The following is a 247-nucleotide window of genomic DNA, read 5'->3' on the forward strand; positions in this document are numbered from 1 at the left end:
CACTTTTTTACGCAAAGTATCCGCATCATCAGCTAAATAAATACCATTATTGAGTGATTTAGACATTTTAGCATTTCCATCTAAACCAGGCAAACGCCCTGCTCTCTCATTTTCTGGATAAATACCTTCCGGCTCTACCAAGACATCACAGTTATATGCATTATTAAAAGAACGAACAATTTCACGAGTTTGCTCAATCATTGGTTTCTGATCTGTCCCAACAGGAACATAATTAGCCTTAAAAGCA

At 36.8% G+C, this 247-nt stretch carries 1 pseudogene; it reads right to left on the reverse strand.

The annotated features are described in order from the left end of the window. Window positions 1-247: pseudogene (locus WKI42_RS10930) on the reverse strand (tryptophan--tRNA ligase); the annotation flags it as partial.

The sequence above is a fragment of the Streptococcus pseudopneumoniae genome (assembly GCF_038148935.1).
Classification (GTDB): Bacteria; Bacillota; Bacilli; order Lactobacillales; family Streptococcaceae; genus Streptococcus; species Streptococcus pseudopneumoniae_U.